The sequence below is a fragment of the Sulfitobacter indolifex genome (assembly GCF_022788655.1).
In the GTDB taxonomy this organism is placed as follows: Bacteria; Pseudomonadota; Alphaproteobacteria; order Rhodobacterales; family Rhodobacteraceae; genus Sulfitobacter; species Sulfitobacter indolifex.
In genome coordinates this window covers 115,817-132,894 of record NZ_CP084953.1, presented here as the reverse complement: position 1 = coordinate 132,894, position 17,078 = coordinate 115,817, and the positions used below count along the sequence as shown (strand labels likewise).

General features: G+C 57.8%; 14 protein-coding genes. 8 read left to right on the top strand and 6 right to left on the bottom strand.

What is annotated here, in order from left to right:
* Positions 1 to 191: 191 nt before the first annotated feature.
* Positions 192 to 500, top strand: coding sequence for a helix-turn-helix domain-containing protein (locus tag DSM14862_RS18045; RefSeq protein ID WP_007120942.1), 309 nt, complete (start codon positions 192 to 194; stop codon positions 498 to 500).
* Here the strand turns inward: DSM14862_RS18045 and DSM14862_RS18040 are convergent.
* The 5 genes from DSM14862_RS18040 to DSM14862_RS18020 form a co-directional block, all read right to left on the bottom strand.
* Positions 497 to 1,819, bottom strand: coding sequence for a glycosyltransferase family protein (locus DSM14862_RS18040; protein ID WP_007120943.1), 1,323 nt, complete (start codon positions 1,817 to 1,819; stop codon positions 497 to 499). The two genes, DSM14862_RS18045 and DSM14862_RS18040, sit on opposite strands and share 4 nt — an antisense overlap.
* A complete protein-coding gene (locus DSM14862_RS18035; RefSeq protein ID WP_007120944.1) occupies positions 1,819 to 4,197 on the bottom strand; it encodes a glycosyltransferase in 2,379 nt (792 codons plus the stop codon). The genes DSM14862_RS18040 and DSM14862_RS18035 overlap by 1 nt, the downstream gene beginning before the upstream one ends.
* A gap of 1 nt (position 4,198) precedes the next feature.
* Entirely contained in the window at positions 4,199 to 5,203 is a 1,005-nt protein-coding gene (locus tag DSM14862_RS18030) for a class I SAM-dependent methyltransferase (protein WP_113075756.1), read from the bottom strand.
* 56 nt (positions 5,204 to 5,259) lie between these two features.
* Positions 5,260 to 6,588, bottom strand: a complete 1,329-nt coding sequence (locus tag DSM14862_RS18025; protein ID WP_007120946.1) for an HlyD family type I secretion periplasmic adaptor subunit — start codon at positions 6,586 to 6,588, stop codon at positions 5,260 to 5,262.
* A gap of 107 nt (positions 6,589 to 6,695) precedes the next feature.
* Complete coding sequence (locus tag DSM14862_RS18020) at positions 6,696 to 8,480, bottom strand: type I secretion system permease/ATPase (RefSeq protein ID WP_243254410.1); 1,785 nt, start codon at positions 8,478 to 8,480, stop codon at positions 6,696 to 6,698.
* A gap of 228 nt (positions 8,481 to 8,708) precedes the next feature.
* Between DSM14862_RS18020 and DSM14862_RS18015 the strand changes: the two genes are divergently transcribed.
* The 6 genes from DSM14862_RS18015 (at position 8,709) to DSM14862_RS17990 (ending at position 13,537) form a co-directional block, all read left to right on the top strand.
* Positions 8,709 to 8,972 (top strand): type II toxin-antitoxin system ParD family antitoxin, encoded by a 264-nt coding sequence (locus DSM14862_RS18015; protein ID WP_040701899.1) that lies wholly within the window; start codon positions 8,709 to 8,711, stop codon positions 8,970 to 8,972.
* 2 nt (positions 8,973 to 8,974) lie between these two features.
* Complete coding sequence (locus tag DSM14862_RS18010; RefSeq protein WP_040701901.1) at positions 8,975 to 9,268, top strand: type II toxin-antitoxin system RelE/ParE family toxin; 294 nt, start codon at positions 8,975 to 8,977, stop codon at positions 9,266 to 9,268.
* 195 nt (positions 9,269 to 9,463) lie between these two features.
* Entirely contained in the window at positions 9,464 to 11,527 is a 2,064-nt protein-coding gene (locus DSM14862_RS18005) for an oxidoreductase (protein ID WP_243254412.1), read from the top strand.
* Between the two features lie 101 nt (positions 11,528 to 11,628).
* Positions 11,629 to 11,985, top strand: coding sequence for a LysR family transcriptional regulator (locus tag DSM14862_RS18000; RefSeq protein WP_007120953.1), 357 nt, complete (start codon positions 11,629 to 11,631; stop codon positions 11,983 to 11,985).
* Entirely contained in the window at positions 11,937 to 12,557 is a 621-nt protein-coding gene (locus DSM14862_RS17995; protein WP_243254414.1) for a LysR substrate-binding domain-containing protein, read from the top strand. The genes DSM14862_RS18000 and DSM14862_RS17995 overlap by 49 nt, the downstream gene beginning before the upstream one ends.
* A 125-nt stretch (positions 12,558 to 12,682) precedes the next feature.
* Positions 12,683 to 13,537, top strand: coding sequence for a DUF481 domain-containing protein (locus DSM14862_RS17990; protein WP_007120955.1), 855 nt, complete (start codon positions 12,683 to 12,685; stop codon positions 13,535 to 13,537).
* Between the two features lie 204 nt (positions 13,538 to 13,741).
* Here the strand turns inward: DSM14862_RS17990 and DSM14862_RS17985 are convergent, their stop codons facing one another.
* A complete protein-coding gene (locus DSM14862_RS17985) occupies positions 13,742 to 14,521 on the bottom strand; it encodes an ion channel (RefSeq protein WP_040701906.1) in 780 nt (259 codons plus the stop codon).
* Positions 14,522 to 14,718: 197 nt separating this feature from the next.
* Between DSM14862_RS17985 and DSM14862_RS17980 the strand changes: the two genes are divergently transcribed.
* Positions 14,719 to 17,076, top strand: coding sequence for a penicillin acylase family protein (locus DSM14862_RS17980; protein ID WP_243254415.1), 2,358 nt, complete (start codon positions 14,719 to 14,721; stop codon positions 17,074 to 17,076).
* The last annotated feature ends 2 nt before the right edge of the window (positions 17,077 to 17,078 follow it).

Sequence of the window (17,078 nt, the reverse complement as noted above, 5' to 3'; positions counted from 1 at the left end):
TAGCAAATTACCGGTCATCGAGCAAGCTATATGTCCAGTAAAAAGTATACCAACTTCTTTCATATGATGTTATGGATACAGATAGGCATAGAACCGCCCAAAAATAACACCGGCAGCTCTTACTTCAGCTGCAGCAAACCTGGCTGGGCCCCCTATATAAGTGGGGCTTCGCCGCGAACCGGAAGCTTCGTATGGCACACGACAAAATCACCCCCGCCGTCTCGCGCGATAAAAACGCCCGTGCAGAGTTGGGAAGCTGGCTGAGGGCACTGCGCGAAACGCAGGGCTTATCGCAGCGCCAACTCGCAGACGTTCTTGACTTAGATTACTACACCTTTATCTCGCAACTTGAGACCGGCCGCGGCAAAATTCCAAGCGCGCGGTACCGCGATTGGGCAAAAGCCCTTGAGCAAGAACCCAAAGCCTTTATGAGAATTCTGCTGAGGTATTATGAGCCAGAAGCCTATGGGATGCTGTTTGGCGATGCAGAACACGTCTAAAGGTCCGTTCTGACAGGCGCGGAAAGCGCCTCAAGACGCTTTTGCAAACTTGGATGCAAGTCATGTGCTGTTTGCTGCTCAGACCTCAACCGCAAGGCCAGGTCCCGGCCGGCATTCAGAGCGGTCTCTTTAGCCAAAGAGACGATGCCTTGCGCATAGGAAGCAGGGGCATGATGCGCCTCGAAATAGGCCCGGCCTGCGGCACCAATCTCGTCCCCCGCGCGGCGATCAGCGGCAAGTCTCAAAAAGAGCACGTACAGTTGAGCGGCTTCATCGTCCACATCTACAAAAGAGACCACGTCTTCAGGCAATCCCGCATACCAGCCTTCCCGGGTGACGGCCGATGGCGCCCCCGCATTCCAGATGCGCAGCTGGCTGCCAGAGGCTTCCCCCATGCTGGGATGGCGCAGGTTCAACACCAGATGGGCCTGGCGCAGCGCATCGTCCAAGACCGGCTCTGGGACAAACCCATGCAAATGTACCCGGCCGGCCAGGTTTAACTGGGTCAGCTTGTCATATATGACATCCGGGTTCCAAATCTTGCCCATCACGTCCAGCCGGTAGTCAAAATCCTCCGGCATCTGGGCCAAAGCATCCAAAACTTGCTCAAGCCGCCGGTTGGGGCCGATCCAGCCGAATTGCAAAAGCCGCACCGGGCCGCTTGAAGCCCGGCGCTGCGAGGGCGGGGGGCCTATTTCGAAGGGCAAGGGCAACACTTGGCAGGGCAAGTGAGGCAACCGTTCTTGCACCGCATTCGACGCAAACTGAGTATGTGTTAGCACGCCAAGCGCCTTGTCCAACACCAACTCGAAGCCCGGCAATTGGGCAGATATGACAGACCCTTTTTCTTCTCGTTGCAAGCAGGCTTGGCCTTTGCGCCAGCCTTCTGCTCCATACCACTTTTCCATCCCAGCCAAGTAGCTTGGCGCATCCCATTCGTATTGCTCGACGGCTTCGATCATCAATTCCTGAATCGCGAGATCATGTAAGACCACAAGGGTGGGGATGCGTTGCGCGAGGCGCAAAAAACCCGCATGGAAGACCCAAGAGTTCCCGATGTGCAGAAAGAGAACCTCTGGTCCTGTTCCGCAGCTGGCTGCGGCAAAGTCTCTCGGCAAAACCGTATCCGGGTCAAACTGCTTGACCACACAATACCGCTCCAAGGACAGATCCCATTCCTGCGCATCAGTCCACAGAACAACTTCCGCCTTAGCGCTGAGCGCTGGCAGGACGCGTGCGGTGTAATGTGCAATATCGGTTTCAGCCGGGGGAAGGGGGCTGATCCAGTGAATTGTGGGGCGAGGCTCTGCGCTGGTCATCAAAGGGCTCGTTTGACTAAGGCCAAAAAGCTGGCCTCAGAACAAGGCAGCTCCAGTGTGTTGGCCCGTCCCGTGCCAGTAAAAGCACCAACACCCGTCTGAAAAAGATGCAACCGCAGCGTACCAGGGCCCGCCATATCGGGATCCCGGCGGAAGCTGAATGTGGTCTCCGCTCCCGGTGCCACGGCTTCGCTCAGCGGCAGAATGACATTGGTATGAACGAGATAATCCTCACCATTGATCCATTCAGCCAAAAGGGCGGTCGCTTGGTTGCCCGCAGCGGGCCACCATCCTGAAGAGGTATTGTGCGCGGTGACCTGCGTGAGGCCGGTCTCGGCCTCATCCTTGGTCAAAACCAGTTTGCCCGACAGCCGCGCAGGATCACCATGATAAAGGCCAGCGGGCGGGGCGCTCGGTGCCCTTGCTTTCCGCCCGACAAAGACGATCGTTTCTCCGCGCAGATGCAAGTCGTCCTCACGAGCAATCATGAGGGCCGCAGTCGCCGGGTCCACGTGGTCATCGTAGACATCAGATGTCCCTAGGTAGTGGGTTTCAAAGCCGGCACCATGGGCGAGAGCTTCTACCTCATGTGGGGTGTATTCGCGGTTGTGCCGTCCGTAGACCCCCCCGGTGGGGACAAAAAGACCAAAAGAGTAGGGGGACTCACGATCAAGGATTTTTCGCACACCGCGGTGGCTACCGACATTGGGCGTGGTCAGAATGATATGCCCACCGGGTCGCAGCACGCGGGCCGCTTGGGACAGGAAGAAATGCGGGTCCAGAGCGAGATGCTCAAAGATCTCCATGCCCAGCACCATGTCGAACTCTGCGTCCCCATAGGGCATGACATCGCGCTCGATGTTGGCGGGGCGCAACTCGATATCAAAATCAGGGTAGGCTGGGTTCAGGCTTTTGACTGACTGCGCATAGGGATTTGGTCCTTCCCAGACCCCGCTCATTTTGACGTCCTCGAGCGCGTTGACGACCATGGCCTCAAAGGCCAGAGGTGGGAAGACCCCAACATCCAGAATATCGCGCGGGGCACAGTCTACGATATGGTGCAAAGTGGTCAGGTAACGCGTCCAATGCGAGCCCAGATATTTTGCCAATCCAGGCTCAACCGGCGCGGGACCCTCACCATTTTCTTGGGGCATGGTGTCAAAGGCATAGGCCTCCAACACGTCGGTGATAGAGGCAAAAGGCAAGGCCGGCGCGGGCGGCGGAGCCACGGCGGCCTGTACACGGGCCACTGCTTCTTCGGCCGGGGTGGCCGCGGCTTTCGCTTCAAGGGCCGCGATTTGCGCGGGTCCCGGGGCCGGTTTGGCCGTCTCCCCGGTCAGTGTTTCCACCACATGCTCCCAGGAGATGTTCAGACTATGATAGCGCTCGAGCCCGGCCTGGCCCATGGTTTCGGCCAAGGCTGCATCTTCATAAAGCGTGATGAAAGCCTTTGAGAGCGCCTCCGCATCGGGCGAGGTGATCAATCCTTCTTGTTCGTGAGAAATGAACTCTAGCGGGCCACCGGCGTCGGTGGTGGTGATCACCGGCTTGCCCGAGAGCATGGCCTCCAACGTGATATAGCCCAGATCTTCATCTTGCGGCGTAAAGACGACGCCACGGGCCTGGGCATAGTGGCGGATCATCGTGTCATTATCGATGCCGCCCAGCCAATCGACGCGCCCCGAAATCCCCAAAGCCGCAGCCAGGCTGCGTAAGTCGTCCAGATAGGCAGGGTTCTCTGGCACGCCGGCGATGACCAAGCGCATTGGTCCAGGCGTCATGGCCAATGCGCGCAGCATCAGATCGACCCGCTTGGAGGGGTTCAGACGTCCCGGCGCGAAGAGATAGTCACCAAACGCGCCTTGAGTCATCCGGTCTGCGAGCGGTGGGGGGTGATACAAAGGCGTAGAGGGTAGACCAAGGTAAGTCTCCAGCCGTCCGGCGACATTTTTCGAGTTCGCATAAATGGGGCGCGTGCTGCGTGCGAACGCCGCGCGGTCTTCCGCCCGGATCATATCGCGTGCCATCATCCCATCGGGGCTGTCCAGCAAGTCCGACGTGCCAGCATTCCACATGTCGTAGGCTTGCCGATGCTGGTGGATCAACCAAAAGACCGGATTTGGATGCCGCGCGAGATAGGCAGGGAATTTAAGCCCGATCATCATGTCGATGGGCACCCCTTCAGATTCTGACAGGTCCACCAGCCGTGCTGATAGGATGCTATCGGTCAAGGTCTCAACGGGGTACCACTTGAAGGGCAGGGCGATTTCGCAAGCCTCATGACCATAGTGCCGCAGGGCGCTCACCAAGCCAGCGGCATGGCGCTCTGCACCGCCGGTGACGAAGGGGACTTGGGTCCGAACAACACCAACCCGCATCTTAAGTCTCCCGAAGGGGTTTGTGCCCCAAGATGGCCAGATCCTGGGCGCCAAACATCAGATTGGCTAGGTCGGGGTCAAACCCTGGCTTTGCCATAAACTCAGCAAGCCTCTCATGAGGGTGCAGATGGCGCGTTTCGATGGGCTGAAACCCGATCGTTTCAAACAGGACATTCAGCACCGGATCGGTCATAGGACGCAGGTGCGTGGGATCGTTGTGAAAGGAGGTCGATCCTACCAGAACGTTGCGTGTATTGGGGGTTTCGAACAAGAGTACCCCGCCTGGGGCCAGCACGCGCATGGCTTCCCGGGTAATCCAGAGAACCTCTTCAAAAGGCAGATGCTCGATCAGATGGTGCGCGGTAATACAGGCTAAAGAATCGTCTTTGGCCTCGGTGAGCGCGCTGCGGGCGTCCCCGTAACGCGCATCCAGTCCTTCGCTCTGCACGTCTTCAATTTGCACAGGGTTGGTATCAATGCCAATGGCGGTGATGCCTACATCATTTAGCAGGCCAAGCCATTCCCCGCGGCCGCAGCCGATGTCCATAACAGGTTTGCCGCCGGTGCGGATAACCGCGCTCTCAACATCGGGCAGATAGACGCGCAACCTGTTTCGGATGTCGGATGTGGTGCCGCGGTATTTGTTTTCCAGCCGGTGATAGAAACTGTCCATGACGGCCCCGAGCCCCCCCGCGTCCTTGGCGGCCGGGTCCGGCGGTGGGGGCTGTGTTTGCGTCCCTTGGGATGCGAGCAAAACCTGATCCAAGCGCCGGGAGAGTCCGACAAAATTGCGCGCGAGCTCTGCATTGCGGGCCATTAGAACCTGGGTCTCGCCCTGAACCATTTGTTTGATTCCATTTCTCAGCTGGCGCTCGCGGGTTTCCAAAGCATTGAAGCGCTCCTCGGTGGCTCGCATGTTGCGGTGCGCTTCTTTGGCCAAGCGCTCTGTGCGCCCGAGCTTGAAAAACGCAGCTATGTAGTCGCCAAAACGCTTGACCTTGCTCACATTATCTCCCATCGGATCTTCGGATTTTTCACCATGCCTACAGTCTATATAGGTGTCTACTCTTCGCGCAAACTTTTGAAAATTGCTTCGGACAGAGGGTCTAGCATGTACTGCAATACGGTCCTCTCACCTGTCAGGATCACCACATCTGCCGGCATGCCTGCGGTCAAACCCTCACGGATCTCATCCGTGAGATTTTCGTCCGGTACTTTGATGCGTGCGAGGTAATAGGGCGCCTCATTGGGGTCCTGGGTGGTCACCACATCTGTTGAGATCGATAGAACCTCGCCCAACACCACCTTTGACAGGCGGGCTTTGAAGGCCGAAAACCGCACTTCGGTTTCAAGCCCGGGGCGTACGTTATCCACATCCACGGGCGCGATCTTCGCATCAATAAGAAGCGTCTCATCGCTGGGGACGATCTCCATCAGGATTTCGCCAGAACGGATCACGGAGCCGCGGGTGGTGACGGCGAGGCTTTGCACCTTGCCAGTCGTGGGGGCCAGAATGGTTGTGCGCCGCATCTGATCGGCGGCTACAGTTAACTTTTCATTGATCTCGGAAAGCTCAGAGCGCGCGGTTTTAAGCTCGCTGTTGGCGCGTTCGCTATATTCTTGCTTGAGCTTAAGAATATTGAGCTGCGCCTCTCCAGCTGCAGCTTTTACTTGGGCGATATCGGACATGGCTGTCCCAATGCTGGCCTCGATCTGGATCACCTCATCTTGCATTTCAGAGAGGCGGTTGCTTTCGATCACGCCGCGCTCTTCGCCCGTGCGCATCCGCTCAAAGAGTTCGTTGCGCAGGGTATGACGTCTTTCCACGGCGGCGAGCTGGACTTCGTAGCCTTCCGCTTGACTGTTCAACTGCTCTGCACGGAACTCGAGGATTTCAGTTTGCGACAAAAAGATTGATCGGCGATCTTCAAAGATGTTGCGTTGGGCTTGCACCGCACTTTTCACGTAGGGGTCTTCAGCGTTGAGCAGGTCAGGGGAAAACTCAATCTCTTCATCAAAGGCCTGCTCTGCGACCAACCGGGCAATCAAGGCTTCCGAGGCGGCACGGCGCTGCTCGAGCACCCTTATTTCCGAGTTGATCTGGATGTTGTCGAGCACGAGCAGGGGGTCGCCTTGCTCCACGAAAGCAGCCTCGCGCACCAAGATATCTTGAACGATACCGCCCTCAAGGTGCTGAACAACTTTGCGGTCGCTTTCCAGCGACACCACCCCAGGCGCCACAACAGCGCTGGCGATGATCGCAAAATAAGCCCAGGTGCCCAGGATGCCGAAGGTAATGAACAAGATAACATACCCTGCGAAGGAGTACTTTCGCGGGTTTGCCATCTTTTTCAGTTGGCCCGCAATCAGGGCTGATTGTGCTGTTGCCACGATTGAATCCTAAATCTCTGGTGGTTTTATGAATGAGAGCTGTTTTGTCATTTTGACAAGGATCGGACCAGCGCCACATGTGGGCCTCGGTCAGATCCTGCCAAAGTTTACAGCTTGGCCGTGGACAGCGACAACGTCTGGGGCTGCTGCTGCGGCTTTTGTTGTTGAGGTTGCAACAGCTCCTTTGTGGCCACAAACCGCTGAACCGTTCCTTCTCTCAGGATCAAGGTGAAGTCGGTGGCACTCAGAATATTCGCCTTATGGGTCACTAGGACAATCGTCTTACCGTCACTCTTCAATTGGGTGAGGCAACGTGCCAAGGCTTCTTCGCCTTCACTGTCCAGGTTCGCATTGGGCTCATCAAGCACCACCAGAGAGGGGTTGCCGAAAAGCGCCCGGGCCAATCCAACCCGCTGCCGTTGACCGCCAGACAAACGGCCGCCGCCGCTTCCAATTTGGGTGGCATAGCCGTCGTTCAGCCCGGAAATCATTTCGTGGGCCCCGGCAAGCTTGGCGGCTGCGATAATGTCGTCGTCGGTGGCATCGTCCATAAAGCGGGAAATGTTCTCGGCGACGGTGCCCGCGAACAGTTTTACGTCCTGCGGCAGATAGCCGATGGTTTTGCCAAGCTGATTACGGTCCCAATGGGAAAGCTCCACCTGATCGAGGCGGATCGCGCCATTGATCGGGTCGCCCACACCAACTAGGTGACGCGCAAGCGTAGACTTTCCCGACCCACTGGGGCCAATAAGAGCCAATGTCTTTCCGGCTGGCAGATCAAAACTGACGCCCCGGAGGATCGTATCGCGGGTGCCAGGGACAACAGTCGTGACACCTTCGGCGCTGAGATGCCCTTTAGGCTGGGGCTGTTGAAGACGCGTAGGCTCTTCTGCAACAGCTTCAAAGAGCTTTTTCAGGCGTGCATTAGATTGGCGTGCTGCAACAAATTCTTTCCACTGTCCGACGGCCTGCTCAACTGGAGCCAGAGCACGGCCCATCACGATCGAGGCCGCGATCATGACGCCTGCGGAGATCTCCCCTTTCATGGCGAGATAGGCACCCGTGCCGAGGATCGCGACCTGAAGGGCCATTCTGACGAATTTTGAGCTCGACATGACAGCACCGGCCCAGTCACTGGCGGTTGCTTGCGAGACGAGCATGCCATTACGCTTGACCTGCCAACGTTGCGCCAAAGCGTCTTGCATCCCCATTGCACGAATGACTTCCGCATTCTGCATCGTGGCCCCGGCAAATTCGGACGCTTGCTGGCCCTCGTTGTTGGCCGACTGCAGCGCATTGCGGGTCAAATATTCGTTGAGAAGCGCCAAGGTGAAGATGACGACCGTACCGCCCGTGGCCACCCATCCCAACCAGGGATGGAAAGCAAAGCAGAGCGCAAGAAAGATCGGGGTCCAGGGCACATCAAAAAAGGCCAACACACCTTGTCCGGTAATAAAGCTGCGGACTTTATCTGCATCTCCCAGAGCGGTGCGCGCGCCACCGTTAGGATTGACCAGCTGCATCCGTGCCACGCGGTCAAACAGGGGCCGTGAGAGGATGCTGTCAAACTGCAAACCTGCCCGTACCAGCATACGCGAGCGGACAAACTCTAGCGTGCCATAGGTGATGAGAAGGGCCACTGCGACTATCGTGATCACCGCGAGCGTCATCTCGTTTCGGCTGGAAAGCACCCGATCATAGATCTGGAGCATATAAAGAGGACCTACGAACATCAGCAAATTCACAAAGAAGCTGAACAGGATCGTCGCCCCGAAAATGGCACGAAACTTCTGGTAGGCCTGCTGGAGCGGGTTACTGGCACTCATTGGGTAAATATCTTTCACAGCCAAATATGGTCGTTTTGCTATAAACGCTTTTTTACTGAAGGTCACGCCTAGTATACGCAGGCCCAGTTACTAGGAAAGGCTTCAATGTTTCGGTGGCAGATCGTCTACAATGTCGTTTACGAATTCCATGGCAACCGCTCCTTTTTGGAACATGCGCGCAGATGGCCTCGCGACCAAAATAGAATCCGTGACGAACCAAGTGATCATGATCGGACTCGACATTGCGCGCATCAAAAGTATGCTTATGTATGACGTATCTCGAAAGGACATGCCGTGCCTTCAGCTGAACGAATGACAATTACAATGCCAACAGATATGGCAGAGGCACTGCGCCAGACCGTAGCTAGTGGCGAGTATGCCTCAACCAGTGAAGTTGTACGCGAGGCGTTGCGCGATTGGACACGCAGCCGCAATGCCGAGCTGCGCGATCTTGAGGTCTTACGGAACGCGATCAAAGCTGGGCTGGACAGCGGACCGGGTATTCCGGCCGACCAGGTGTTTGCTGAGCTGCGTGCGCGTTACGCCGACAAGTCCTGATCGTGGCAAACGTCGTTATCCTGCCCGCTGCACGGGCAGACCTCATGGACATTGGCGACTTCATCGCGCTCGACAATCGCCCTCGCGCCGCATCTTTCGTGGCCGAGATCGAGGCGAAGATTGTTGAGGTAGGCGAGCGCCCCGGCAGCTTCCAGAAGCGCGACGATCTGCACAAAGGGCTGCGTCACGCGCGGCATGGGCGTTACCTGATATTCTTCATCAAGGTAGATGAGGAAGTGCAGATCGTGCGGGTGATAGAAGGGTCGCGAGATCTGCCGCGTTTGTTTGAGCTTTAGATTACGAGACCAGTGATAGTCGTTCAAAAACGGTTCTCTGTTTGCGGCTCTGTTGAGCGGGATTGCGATATATCCGTCCGGGGTCATGGTTCTCTCCGAGGCCACGATCATCGTTTTTGTCCGCTTTCGGCTTTCCACCTGTTCCAATAGGCTCAAGCTGAATCCACTTCACCTGGCCCAATTCAAGGACCCACTATGCGTGATCCGCGTTACGATATTCTTTTTAAGCCTCTCAAGATTGGTCCTGTCACTACCCGCAACCGGTTTTACCAAGTGCCCCATTGCACGGGTATGGGGCATCGATACCCAAAAGCAGAGGCGCGTCTGCGCGGGGTGAAAGCGGAAGGCGGATGGGGTGTGGTGTCCACGCAAGAGGCTGAAATACATGCAAGCTCAGACCTAACCCCTGCAAATGAAGCGCGGATTTGGGGGGCGCAGGACATTCCAGCCCTGCGCCTCGTGACAGATGCAGTTCACGCACATGGCAGCCTGGCAGCGATCCAGCTGGTTCATAATGGACTTCACACAGCAAACCGCTACAGCCGAATTGCCCCCCTTGCGCCATCTGCAGCCGCCGTCGCAAGTGATGACCCGGTCCAGGCCCGGGCCATGGACAAGACCGACATCGCAGCCTTTCGCAAATGGCATGTGGACGCCGCGCTGCGGGCAAAAGAGGCGGGGTTTGATATCATCTACGCCTATGCGGGCCACGATATGACCTTGCTGCAACATTTTCTGCTGGCGCGCCACAACCACCGTACAGATGAATATGGCGGCTCATTTGCAAACCGTCTGCGGTTGTTCCGAGAAGTGATTGAGGACACGAAAGAAGCTGTGGGTCAGACTTGCGCCGTCGCCGTGCGCTTGGCGGTTGATGAACTGATGGGCCGCGACGGCTTGCAGCACGATGGGGAGGCGCATGACATTATCGAGGCTTTGGCCGAAGAGCCTGATATTTGGGATGTGAACCTGTCTGGGTGGTCAAACGACAGCCAGACCGCACGGTTCTCCGACGAAGGGTTTCAGGAGCATTACACAGGCTTTGTGAAATCGGTCACCACAAAGCCTGTCGTGGGCGTGGGTCGCTATACATCGCCCGACACCATGGCGCGGGTGATCAAAAGCGGTCATCTGGACCTGATTGGCGCCGCGCGCCCTTCCATTGCTGATCCATTCCTGCCGAGCAAGATCGAGGCTGGGGAGATCGAGGCAATCCGGGAGTGCATTGGGTGCAACATTTGCGTGATGGGCGACAACACCAGCGTGCCGATGCGGTGCACCCAAAACCCAACCCTCGGTGAGGAATGGCGGCGCGGCTGGCATCCCGAATTTATCCCGTCTCTTTCGCACCCTGACCCCTACCTAATCGTCGGCGGGGGTCCCGCCGGGCTGGAGGCGGCGCGCGCCTTGGTTCAACGGGGCGCAGAGGTCACTCTGTCCGAGGCAGGGACCGCGTGGGGAGGGCGTGTCACTTTAGAAAGTGCCTTGCCTGGTCTTGCAACATGGGCTCGTGTTCGAGATTGGCGGCTCTGGCAGCTAAACCAAGCGCCGAATGTCGAAATGTACCTTAACAGCCCGCTTCAAGCATCTGATATTCTTGAGTTCGGCATGCCTCATGTCGCCCTTGCCACAGGGTCAACATGGCGGGCAGATGGGGTGGGTCGCGTGCATCGTCGCCCACTTGGGTTTCTGGATCCGGACCGCGTGTTGACGCCAGATGACATCATGGCCAAAGGCGCATCGGCCGTCACAGATAAGGGTCCCGTTGTCGTCTTTGATGATGACCGTTTTTACATGGCAAGCGTTCTAGCTGAACTCTTGGCGACCGCAGGGCGCGATGTTGTGTTCGTCACACCGGCGCCCGTCGTATCGCCCTGGTCGGAAACCACTTTGGAGCAGGACCGCATCCAGCGTCGCCTGATCGAAAAGCAAGTGCGCATCATCCCCCTGCACAGCCTTGCCGACATGTCCCCGGAGACGCTGACACTCAGTTGTGTTTACACGGGAGACACTCAAGAGATTGCCTGCAGCACAGTGGTCACTGTCACAACCCGGCGCCCCAACGATGCTCTCTGGGAAGACCTTCTTGCAGCCAAAGAGCAATGGGACGACGCTGGTATTCGCTCGGTAAGGCGAATTGGTGACTGTTACGCTCCAAGCCTCATCGCAGGGGCAGTTCAGTCGGGTCATACCTATGCTCGGCATGCCGGGCTTGAGGAAGAACCAGAGCCCCTACGGGAAGATTTTGGACACGTGTAAAAGACCATCAGCCCTTAAAGGCCTAATTCGGTAACGCTTCCGAGGTCTTTCAATAGTACATAAGAAGGAGAATGAAGGTGCCCAATGGAGGTGGTTGAACGATGGACATCACCCTGATTAAAACGTTTATCGAAGTTGCGAATACCGGATCGTTTGTCGCTGCGCGCGACAGGCTTTTTGTCACGCAATCCGCGATCAGCCTGCGCATTCAGCGCCTAGAAGGCAGCCTGGGGCATCAACTCTTCACCCGCTCGAAGGCCGGAGCTGTGCTCACCGCCGAAGGCCAGCAGTTTGAGCCCTACGCCCTCAGCCTTTTGAAGGTCTGGGAAGAAGCCCGGCAAAAAATTCAGTTCCTCATGGCTATGAGCGTGCGCTTAGCATCGGCGCACAATATTCGCTCTGGCCGGGTTTGGGGTTTCGCTGGCTCGATGCCCTACAGGTCGAGATGCCGCAATTAAGCGTACATGCGGAAATGGGCATGCCGGACCGCATAACGCGGTTTCTAGTCGAGGGCGTCGTGCAGGCCGCATTGCTTTACACACCGCAACTGCGACCGGGGTTGATCGTAGAGCCCGCCTTAGACGATGAACTGATCCTTGTGGCCTCCTATCCGGACGCAAGCTTGGAAAAGCTGTCGGGGTATGTCTCCGTGAACTGGGGGCCTGAATTCACCCACGCGCTTGCACTCGCACTCCCGCATTTGACGGATTCAGGCCGCTCCATGGCCTTGGGGGCCCTCACGATGGAATATGTGGTCAACCGGCGGTCAGTTGCATTCCTGCCCGCCCGGTCGGTAAGGCGGCATCTGGACGATGGAAAACTCTATATTGTGGCAGATGCGCCACGGTTCGCTTACCCGTCTTGGGTGGTCTGGCGTGAAGATTTGGATGAGGACCTGGCCGTGCTGGCGCACAAGACGTTAAAGACCGTTGTACAGAAGGCTGAAAAATCTCAAGAAACTCTCGTGGGCGATTTGGGGGTCATGGCGGACTACGAGGCGGCCTCGGAGGGCGAAGCCAAAGATGAGTAATAGTCGCTTTATCTATAATTCATTCGAATTATCCTCGCGATCTACGAAGCATTAAATCTTATCCAGCAGAGATGCTTTCGGACCAGCCACGGTTCGGATCACTTCTTTTGGGGAAGGATTGACCCATGAACATGTTCGCCAAATTTGCCACCGTTTCGACACTGGCGCTGATCGTCGCTGCCCCGGCTTCAGCCCAAAGCACCCTAACAGGGGTAACCGAACTCAATGATCAAATCGACGACATCACCACAGAGGTAGAGCGCGACCAACGTCGTGGTGAAGACGCAGACCGCTTTGGCTCGAATGGTGTGGCACAAGGCTGGCGCGGCTCTTTTGCCCTGACGGCCTCTGGCACTTCTGGCAACACCGACAATGGTGAGCTGGCTGGTGCAGGCCGCCTGACCTACGGGATTGGCGACTGGAACCACCTTATTGGCTTCGCAGTCGAATACGGCGAAGCAAACGGCACGAAGAACGAAGAGAAGTTCTTTGGTACCTATGAGGCCAGCCGCTACTTCACGCCAGAGTTCTACATGTTCGGCATTGGTCGCTTCCAATATGACGGCCTGCTGACAGATAATTCCGGTGCGATCTTGCCCGGCTCGGAAACCGATGCGTTCTTGGGCTTCGGTCCAGGCTACCGTGTCCTGAGCGAGCCGAACCACACATGGCGTGTCCAGGCAGGCCCCGGCGCGCGTTACTACAAAGATGCGGCTGGCGTATCTGACACCGAAGTCGGCTTCATCGTATCTTCGCGTTACTTCTATGCGCTCACCGATACGGTCTCTTTCACCAACGACACTGATGTTCTTGGGTCCGACACCAATACGATTGTGTCGAACGACGCGGGCGTCAATTTCAAGGTGTCCAACAACCTGTCGACCCGTCTAAGCTACCGCACAGACTATAACACAGATCCCACAGCCGGTTTGAAATCGACCGACAACACCATTGGCGTTTCGCTTGTGATGGGGTTTTAAGGACGAACGGACCCCTTGGGTGGGATTTTACCTCGTGCCACCCAAGGGCCATCAGAACAGGGAATGGGAGATCCATTCCCTGTTTTTGTTTTACGCTCTTTTTGACGGCCCGATGGTTTAAGCGACCAGCTCAACAGCGTGGACGGACCACCCGTAGCGAAGATATGTGCCAAGATCCCAATCTGTAGAGCCGTGCGGGCGCGGTCATGTTGCGGTCTCTCCCTCAGTCTCGATCTTCAAGGGTTCGCCGCAATGTTTGCAGTGAATTGCGTCTGTCTCATGCCGGTTCAGGCCACATTCAGGACATTTGTATTTGATCTTGGAAGGCTGGAAGATGGCGCGCGCCAATTGCACAAAAAGCGCGACCCCCACGACCATGATAAATACCGATAAGAGCTTGCCGCTGGTCGTTGTCATGGTGATGTCACCAAAGCCAGTCGTCGTCAGCGTCGCCACCGTAAAATAGAGCGCGTCCACATATCCCGCGACACCTGTCTCTCCCTCAAAGGCCAGCACAAAGACCAATGACGTGGTCACGAAGATGAAGACGAACAAATTGACGGCTGCGAGGATGGCATCCTCATGGCGCCGAAAGAACAGACTGTCGCGCCGCAAATCGCGGAGCAGATGATAAGCGTGGATCAGCCGCAGCCCCCTCAAGACGCGGAGGAAGGCAAAGTTCCCAGGAATAAAGGGGGCGAGCAGCAAAGACAGCGTCACGACCAAATCCGCAAGCGTATAGATGCGTGTTAGTTCCCGGCGCAGGTTGTTCGAAATCCAGAGCCGGGCCGCAAGGTCCAACGCAATGAGCAGGCCGAGCGCTGTGTTCACGGCGGTCATCGTCGGCGTTGCGGGTAGGGCGGCTGTCGCAATGAAATAAAGGATGGTCAGCGCATCAAAAATGATCAGCCCATAGCGAAACCGTCGGGCGCGCTGGCTTTGCCCGGTATAGAGCAGCCGGATTGTGCGGTGAAGTTCTTCCATCTGCGCAACCTGCCACAGCTTTGTGGCCGGCGCTATGCGCGGGCGCGCTTGGGCAAGCATCAATGACCCCGCTCCGTTACGGGCTCCCCTTTAGTCAGATAAAATTTAACACCACGACCGTATCGCTGAGCAATTTTTCTGGGTTGAAATTCTATTAATTTCTTTGCAGCGTGAAGGTCCAGTCAGTGGAGAATGCGATGCAAAATCGATCTGCCGCCCCCGAACCGTCGATTCTACACGTGCCGGGACTTACCGCCGAGGCCAGCATCGCGGTGGATCGATGGGGCGTGCCGCATATCCGGGCCGAATCCGAGCCGGATCTATTTTTTGTCCAAGGCTTTAACGCGGCCCGAGATCGCCTCTGGCAGATCGACCTTTGGCGCAAGCGCGGGCTGGGCCTGTTGGCGGCCGATTTCGGACCGGGCTACCTTGAGCAGGACCGCGCCGCGCGGCTGTTTCTCTATCGCGGAGATATGGCGCCAGAATGGGCCGCCTACGCGCCGGATGCTGAGGCCATTTGCACAGCATTCGCCACCGGCGTGAATGCCTATATTGTCGCGGCTCAAGCCGGGCGGATGCCGATGCCGCCGGAATTCGCGCTGATGGGCACGCAGCCAATGCCCTGGAGTCCCGAGGACGTGGTGCGCATCCGTAGTCATTGCCTGACCCGCAACGCATTGAACGAGGTGTTGCGCGCCCGCACATTGGCGGAGGCTGGCCCCGAGGCCGACCGAATGCGCGCTGAGCTTGTGCCGCCGGTCGAAGCGGTGTTCGACCCTGAAGTGCCGCCCGAAGCGATCCCGCTAGAGACAATTGAAGATTTCAAGTTGGCTACTGCGTCCGTCACTTTCAGCCATGACCGGCTGAATGCAACGCTGGACGAGGCACCGCGCTGGCGCACGCTGAACACACTGGGCGAGGTCGTGGCCGAGGCCGAAAGCCAGGGCTCGAACAACTGGGCGGTCTCCGGTGCACGCACCGCCACCGGACGTCCGGTGATGGGTACCGACCCGCATCGGACCCACGCGCTGCCTTCATTGCGATATATCGTGCATCTCAGTGCGCCGGGGCTTGATGTGATCGGTGCCGGCGAGCCCTCCGTGCCGGGTATCTCGCTGGGTCATAACGGGCACAGCGCGTTCTCTTTAACCATTTTTGGCGCCGATCAGGAGGACATGCTGGTCTATCGCCGCGACCCAGAGGCAGCCAATCGCTATGCCTACGGAGATGGCAAAGAAGAGGTGCAGGAGGTCTCCGAGCGTTTCGCCGTGCGCGGCTACCCAGATCAGACAAAGCGGCTGCGCTTTACCCGGCACGGCCCTGTGGTGCACGAGACGCCCGAGCGCTTGTTTGCCATCCGCACGGTCTGGAGCGATCCCGGCGCCGCGCCCTACATGGCGAGCTTGTCGGTGATGCGCGCGAAGAGCTGGGACAGCTACCGCGTCGCGCTGAAAGGGTGGGGCACGCCATCGATTAATCATGTCTATGCCGACGTGACCGGCGATATCGGATGGCAAACCGTGGGCACCACGCCCCGGCGCGAGGGTTGGAACGGGCTGCTACCGGTGCCGGGCGACGGACGCTACGAATGGCAGGGCAAACTGTCGCTCGACGAGCTGCCGCATGTGCTGAACCCGGCACGCGGATTCGTTGCTACCGCCAACGAAATGAACTTGCCAGATGGCTGGGATGCGGCCGCAGCGGCGGTGGGCTACGAATGGGTGGACCGCAGCCGGGCCGATCGGATCCACGCTGTCTTGGACGATCAGACTGAGCATGACATCGCCGACTCTTGCGCGCTTCAGACCGATCTGCACAGCGCGGCGGCGGTGCGGATGCAGAGGGTGTTGGCTGGGCTCGTCATGGACGGCGATGCGGCAGATGCGGCGGCACATCTGGCGGTGTGGGATGCACGAGTCACGGCTGACTCGTCTCAGGCACTTTTTTTTGAATACTGGGTAACGAGGCATCTCAAGCCTGCGCTCTTCACGGCACTGATCGGGCCCGGCGTCTCGATCGAGCTGCTCTGGCCCGGCTCAATCCAGTCGGTTCTCGATTTGGTCGAGCGACCCGAACATTGGTTTGCCAAGGATGCGGAGGAGACCCGTGACGCGATCTTGCGCGACAGTTTGACCGCCGCTTGGGCCGACTCAAAAACGCGATTTGGCGCCGATGTTGCGAGCTGGCACTGGGGTGCGATTCACCGCCTGCCGCTTCCCCACGCGCTTGAGGCAGTGAATGCGCCGGCCGAATGGTCGGTCGGCCCGTTCGAGATCGGCGGCAGCGGTTCGACACCGGCCTATGCCAACTACCGGATCGGCGATTTTACCACCATCACCGGCCCCTCGGTACGGATTGTGATGGATGTGGGCGCATGGGACAATTCGGTATTTATCAACCTGCCGGGGCAGTCCGGAATGCCCGGAAATCCGCATTTTGCGGATCTCGCGGATGACTGGCAGCGGGGCAACTATCACCCCCTACTTTATAGTCGGGGGGCAGTGGACGCGGCTACCGAAATTGTGCTGCGCCTCTTGCCGGGAGACGCGCCGTGATG

Coding starts and splice junctions, on each gene's coding strand:
- DSM14862_RS18040 (WP_007120943.1), bottom strand. CDS start 1,819: ATGACCAGCGCAGAGCCTCGCCCCACAATTCACTGGATCAGCCCCCTT.
- DSM14862_RS17990 (WP_007120955.1), top strand. CDS start 12,683: ATGAACATGTTCGCCAAATTTGCCACCGTTTCGACACTGGCGCTGATC.
- DSM14862_RS18005 (WP_243254412.1), top strand. CDS start 9,464: ATGCGTGATCCGCGTTACGATATTCTTTTTAAGCCTCTCAAGATTGGT.
- DSM14862_RS17985 (WP_040701906.1), bottom strand. CDS start 14,521: ATGGAAGAACTTCACCGCACAATCCGGCTGCTCTATACCGGGCAAAGC.
- DSM14862_RS18000 (WP_007120953.1), top strand. CDS start 11,629: ATGGACATCACCCTGATTAAAACGTTTATCGAAGTTGCGAATACCGGA.
- DSM14862_RS18035 (WP_007120944.1), bottom strand. CDS start 4,197: ATGCGGGTTGGTGTTGTTCGGACCCAAGTCCCCTTCGTCACCGGCGGT.
- DSM14862_RS18045 (WP_007120942.1), top strand. CDS start 192: ATGGCACACGACAAAATCACCCCCGCCGTCTCGCGCGATAAAAACGCC.
- DSM14862_RS17980 (WP_243254415.1), top strand. CDS start 14,719: ATGCAAAATCGATCTGCCGCCCCCGAACCGTCGATTCTACACGTGCCG.